This window comes from Streptomyces sp. NPDC054847 (assembly GCF_053610925.1).
This window is the reverse complement of record NZ_JBSGZJ010000437.1, coordinates 1-6,010: the sequence shown is the minus strand read 5'-3', so window position 1 is coordinate 6,010 and position 6,010 is coordinate 1. Positions and strand designations below refer to the sequence as shown.

The following is a 6,010-nucleotide window of genomic DNA, read 5'->3' as shown; positions in this document are numbered from 1 at the left end:
GGACCGCACCACGCGGTCCGGGCCCTTTCGCATGTCCGTCCGCGGCCCACGGCAGGCGCGGTTCACCCCGTGTGCCGGCTCCCGCCGTCCACGCGGGCGGGGATCCGGTCGATCTCCGGTTCGCCGAGCCGTTCCGCCGTCCGCCGGGCCGACTCCCGCGCCCGCCGGCCGCTGGTGAACGCGCCGACCACGAGCACGCACAGACCGCAGCCGGCGATGATCCACCAGACGGGCCGGCTCGCGGCGACGAAGCCCTCGGTGTGCGAGGAAGCGGAGACCCCGGCGGCGAGCACCGCGCCGATGACGGCGACACCGAGTGTCTGTCCGACCTGCCGGCTGGTCGAGGCGATCGCAGCCGCCACTCCGGCCTGCGCACGGGGCATCCCGGAGACGGCCGTGTTGGTGATCGGGGCGTTGACGAGGCCGAAGCCGAGGCCGAAGAGGACGTAGCCGGTGAACAGCAGCGCGGTGGAGGTCTCCGTCTCGAACGCGGCGAACAGCACACCGCTGGCCGTCATCGCGGTGCCGGCGGCGAGCAGCGGCGGGCGGGGGCCGTACGCGGCCACCAGGCGCCCCGACAGCGGCGCGCAGACGAGAGTGAGCCCTGCCATGGGCAGCATGTAGAGGCCGGCGTGCAGGGCGGAGAAACCGAGGACGTCCTGGAGGTACAGCGTGTTGACGAACAGGAAGCCGCCGAAGGCGGCGAACGTGCACACCGCGATGACGGTGGCCCCGCTGAACGGCAGGCTGTGGAAGAAGCGAAGATCGATGAGGGGTTCGGCGCGACGCGGTTCGTAGCGAAGCAGCGCGGCCAGGGCGAGTGCGGCGACGACGGCGAAGGTGAGGATCAGCGGCGAGGTCCAGCCCGCCACCGGAGCTTCGATGATCGCGTACGTCAGCGAGCCGAGGAGCACGACGACCAGCAACTGGCCCACGGGGTCGAAGCGGCGGGCCCTCGGGGCGCGGGACTCGGGCACGTACCGCCAGGTGAGCAGCAGGGCGGCGAGGCCGACGGGCAGGTTGACCCAGAAGATGGACCGCCAGCCGACACCGTCCACGAGCAGGCCGCCGAGCAGGGGGCCCGCGGCCATGGAGATCCCGACGACGCCGCCCCAGACGCCGATGGCGCGGGCGCGTTCGCGGGGCTCGGTGAAGGTGTTGGTGATGATCGACATGGCGACCGGGTTGAGCATGCAGCCGCCCACCGCCTGCACCATGCGGAACCCGACGAGGGCCTCGAGGCTCTGGGCGAGGGAGCACAGCAGCGAGCCCAGGGTGAAGAGCACCAGCCCGATCATGAAGACCTTGCGCCGGCCGACCCGGTCGGCGACAGAGCCGGCGAGCATCAGCAGCGAGGCCAGCACGAGGGTGTAGGCGTCGATCACCCACTGCATCCCGGCGACCGAGGCGTCCATCTCACGGCGCAGGGAGGGCAGGGCGACGTTCAGGATCGTGCTGTCGAGGCTGACGATCAGCAGACTCATGCAGCAGATCGACAGGACCAGAATCCGGTGCCGGTGGCTGAGCTCGGGCATGCCATGAATCGTATGGCTGACCGACCGTCCCGGCAGTGCGGGACAATGGGCGAATGACCACGCTCGCCCCCGCTTCCTCGAACATGCTCCGGATCGGCCCGCACGCCGTGCAGCCGCCGGTCGTCCTCGCTCCCATGGCCGGCATCACGAACGCGCCCTTCCGGACGTTGTGCCGGGAGTTCAGCGGAGGGAAGGGCCTTTTCGTCAGCGAGATGATCACGACGCGGGCCCTCGTCGAGCGCAACGAGAAGACGATGCAGCTCATCCACTTCGACGCGACCGAGACACCGCGCTCGATCCAGCTGTACGGGGTGGATCCCGTCACCGTCGGCAAGGCCGTCCGGATGATCGTGGACGAGGACCTGGCCGACCACATCGACCTGAACTTCGGCTGCCCCGTCCCCAAGGTCACCCGCAAGGGAGGCGGCTCCGCCCTCCCGTTCAAGCGGCCCCTGCTGCGCGCGATCCTGCACGAGGCGGTCTCCAACGCGGGCGGCCTGCCGGTCACCATGAAGATGCGCAAGGGCATCGACGACGACCACATCACCTACCTCGACGCGGGCCGGATCGCGGTCGAGGAGGGCGTCACGGCCATCGCCCTGCACGGGCGCACGGCGGCACAGCACTACGGCGGCACGGCGGACTGGGACGCGATCGCCCGCCTCAAGGAACACGTCCCGGAGATCCCGGTGCTCGGAAACGGCGACATCTGGTCCGCGGACGACGCCCTGCGGATGGTGCGCGAGACCGGCTGCGACGGCGTGGTCGTGGGCCGCGGGTGCCTGGGCCGGCCGTGGCTGTTCGCGGACCTGGTGGCGGCCTTCGAGGGCCGCGACGACTACGCGCGGCCCACGCTGCGCCAGGTCGCCGACGTGATGCTGCGGCACGCGACGCTGCTGGGGGAGTGGATCGGGGACGAGTCGCGCGGAGTGGTCGACTTCCGTAAGCACGTGGCCTGGTACCTGAAGGGTTTCGCCGTCGGCTCCGAGATGCGCAAGAAGCTCGCGATCACCTCGTCGCTGGACGAGCTGGGCGCTCAGTTGAGCAAGCTGGATCTGGACCAGCCGTGGCCGGCGGGCGCGGACGGCCCCCGCGGGCGCACGTCGGGCAACAACCGGGTGGTTCTGCCGGACGGCTGGCTGAAGGATCCGTACGACTGCGCGGGCGTCGGCGCGGACGCCGAGCTGGACACTTCCGGTGGCTGACAGGCGGCGGAGGCGGTCCGGATGATGGAATTCCGGTGCCTCGGAGGGCGTGATTCTCGCCACCCCTGATAGGGGGTGCGCTCAGATGAGCGAAATCGGGGCGGCTGCATCTCTCAAAGGGTGGCACTGAGTGCCACCCTTTTGGCTTTTGAGGCATGGAGTGACTTATGACTCTGTGTAGTTATTTGGCGTTCGAGTGAACGCGTGAAGTGATCATTCCTTCAGGAGTTGAAGTGAAGGGTCTACACCTCCCCCGCCTCGAAGCACTTTCGATCTGCTGGCGGACGAGTGGTTAAGGCCGTATGACGGGCAAGTGGACGTACCCAGACGCCTTCGATCTGGGTATGTTCCTCGCCGTCAGGGCAGCCACCGAGTCCTCGAGGAGTCGAGACCCGTGTCGGAAAACAAAGATCAGAAGTTCGTCTACGACTTCACCGAGGGCAACAAAGAGCTCAAGGACCTCCTCGGCGGAAAGGGTGCGAACCTCGCCGAGATGACCAACCTCGGTCTGCCGGTCCCTCCGGGCTTCACCATCACCACCGAGGCCTGCAAGGTGTACCTCGAGAGCGGCGACGAGCCGGCCGAGCTGCGCGACGAGGTGAGTGCGCACCTCGACGCCCTCGAGCAGAAGATGGGCAAGAAGCTCGGTCAGGCCGACAACCCCCTTCTGGTCTCCGTACGTTCGGGTGCCAAGTTCTCCATGCCGGGCATGATGGACACCGTCCTCAACATCGGCCTCTCCGACGAGTCGGTCGCGGGCCTCGCCCAGCAGGCCGGCGACGAGCGCTTCGCGTGGGACTCCTACCGCCGCCTCATCCAGATGTTCGGCAAGACCGTGCTGGGCGTCGACGGCGAACTCTTCGAGGACGCCCTCGAAGAGGCCAAGGCCGCCAAGAAGGTCACCGTCGACACCGACCTCGACGCCGCCGACCTGAAGAAGCTCGTCAAGCAGTTCAAGAAGATCGTCAAGACCGAGGCCGGCCGCGACTTCCCGCAGGACCCGCGCGAGCAGATGGACCTCGCGATCTGCTCGGTCTTCGAGTCCTGGAACACCGACCGGGCCAAGCTCTACCGCCGCCAGGAGCGCATCCCCGGCGACCTCGGCACGGCCGTCAACATCTGCTCCATGGTCTTCGGCAACCTCGGCCCCGACTCCGGCACCGGCGTCGCCTTCACCCGCGACCCCGCCTCCGGCCACCAGGGCGTCTACGGCGACTACCTGCAGAACGCCCAGGGCGAGGACGTCGTCGCCGGTATCCGCAACACCGTGCCGCTGGCCGACCTCGAGTCGATCGACAAGAAGTCGTACGACCAGCTGATGCAGATCATGGAGACGCTGGAGAACCACTACAAGGATCTCTGCGACATCGAGTTCACCATCGAGCGCGGCCAGCTGTGGATGCTCCAGACCCGGGTCGGCAAGCGCACCGCCGGCGCCGCCTTCCGCATCGCCACCCAGCTCGTCGACCAGGGCCTCATCGACGAGGCCGAGGCGCTCCAGCGCGTCAACGGCGCGCAGCTCGCCCAGCTGATGTTCCCGCGCTTCGAAGACGAAGGAGCGCGCGGCGAGAAGGGGCCCGAGCTGCTCGGGCGCGGCATCGCCGCCTCCCCGGGCGCGGCCGTCGGCAAGGCGGTCTTCGACTCCTACACTGCGGTCAAGTGGTCGCGCTCCGGCGAGAAGGTCATCCTGATCCGCCGCGAGACCAACCCGGACGACCTGGACGGCATGATCGCCGCCCAGGGCATCCTGACCTCCCGCGGCGGCAAGACCTCGCACGCCGCCGTCGTCGCCCGCGGCATGGGCAAGACCTGTGTCTGCGGCGCCGAGGAGCTCGAGGTCGACACCAAGCGCCGCCGGATGACGGTGAACGGCACCGTCATCGAGGAGGGCGACGTCGTCTCCATCGACGGCTCGACCGGCAAGGTCTACAAGGGTGAGGTGCCCGTCGTGCCCTCCCCGGTCGTCGAGTACTTCGAGGGCCGCATGCACGCCGGCGCCGACGACGCCGACGAACTGGTCCAGGCCGTCCACCGGATCATGGCCTACGCGGACCGGGTACGCCGGCTGCGCGTACGGGCCAACGCCGACAACGCCGAGGACGCGCTGCGCGCCCGCCGCTTCGGCGCCCAGGGCATCGGCCTGTGCCGCACCGAGCACATGTTCCTCGGCGAGCGCCGCGAGATGGTCGAGAAGCTGATCCTCGCGGACACCGACGACGAGCGCGAGGAGGCCCTGCGGGCGCTGCTGCCGCAGCAGAAGCAGGACTTCGTCGAGCTGTTCGAGGCGATGGACGGCCTGCCGGTGACGGTGCGTCTGCTCGACCCGCCGCTGCACGAGTTCCTGCCGGACATCACCGAGCTGTCGGTGCGCGTCGCCCTCGCCGAGGCCCGCAAGGACCACAACGAGAACGACCTGCGCCTGCTCCAGGCAGTGCACCGGCTGCACGAGCAGAACCCGATGCTGGGTCTGCGCGGCGTACGCCTCGGGCTTGTCATCCCCGGCCTGTTCACCATGCAGGTGCGGGCGATCGCCGAGGCCGCGGCGCAGCGCATCGAGGCCAAGGGCGACCCGCGCGCCGAGATCATGATCCCGCTCGTCGGTACCGTCCAGGAGCTGGAGATCGTCCGCGAGGAGGCCGAGCAGGTCATCGCCGAGGTGCGGCAGCAGACCGGTATCGACCTGAAGCTGGCGCTCGGCACGATGATCGAGCTGCCGCGCGCCGCGCTGACGGCCGGGCAGATCGCGGAGGCCGCCGAGTTCTTCTCCTTCGGCACCAACGACCTCACCCAGACCGTGTGGGGCTTCTCCCGCGACGACGTGGAGGCCAGCTTCTTCACCGCGTACCTGGAGAAGGGCATCTTCGGGGTCTCCCCGTTCGAGACCATCGACAAGGACGGCGTCGGCTCGCTCGTCCGTAACGCGGTGGAGGCCGGCCGGGCCACCCGTCCCGACCTCAAGCTCGGCGTCTGCGGCGAGCACGGCGGCGACCCCGAGTCGGTGCACTTCTTCCACGAGGTGGGCCTGGACTACGTGTCCTGCTCGCCGTTCCGCATCCCGGTGGCGCGGCTGGAGGCGGGCCGCGCCGCGGCGGTCCGTACGACGGGCAGCGACTCCCGCTAGGGACCACGCTCCCGCCAGGGAGCAACAGACTCCGGGGTCGTCACCGGGGCCGGGGCACGAACCCCGGAGCCCGGTACCCCGACCCTCACCGGCTGCCCGGTGACGGCTCCGGATCCACAGAGAAGGGGCGGGCGCCTGTGCGGGGCGCC

At 69.4% G+C, this 6,010-nt stretch carries 3 protein-coding genes; 2 read left to right on the top strand and 1 reads right to left on the bottom strand.

Features of this window, described 5'->3' with window-relative positions:
• Positions 1-62: 62 nt before the first annotated feature.
• Positions 63-1,535, bottom strand: a complete 1,473-nt coding sequence (locus ACWGH4_RS29420; RefSeq protein WP_453466272.1) for an MFS transporter — start codon at positions 1,533-1,535, stop codon at positions 63-65.
• A 53-nt stretch (positions 1,536-1,588) separates the two neighbouring features.
• On the opposite strand from ACWGH4_RS29420, the gene dusB reads away from it, so the two are divergent.
• Both dusB and ppdK read left to right on the top strand, forming a co-directional pair.
• A complete protein-coding gene (gene dusB / locus ACWGH4_RS29415) occupies positions 1,589-2,740 on the top strand; it encodes a tRNA dihydrouridine synthase DusB (protein ID WP_453466270.1) in 1,152 nt (383 codons plus the stop codon).
• 394 nt (positions 2,741-3,134) lie between these two features.
• Positions 3,135-5,861, top strand: a complete 2,727-nt coding sequence (gene ppdK / locus ACWGH4_RS29410; RefSeq protein ID WP_453466268.1) for a pyruvate, phosphate dikinase — start codon at positions 3,135-3,137, stop codon at positions 5,859-5,861.
• Positions 5,862-6,010: the final 149 nt, after the last annotated feature.

Excerpts from the sequence above, each read along its gene's own strand:
- ACWGH4_RS29420 (WP_453466272.1), bottom strand. The coding sequence starts at position 1,535 with ATGCCCGAGCTCAGCCACCGGCACCGGATTCTGGTCCTGTCGATCTGC.
- dusB (WP_453466270.1), top strand. The coding sequence starts at position 1,589 with ATGACCACGCTCGCCCCCGCTTCCTCGAACATGCTCCGGATCGGCCCG.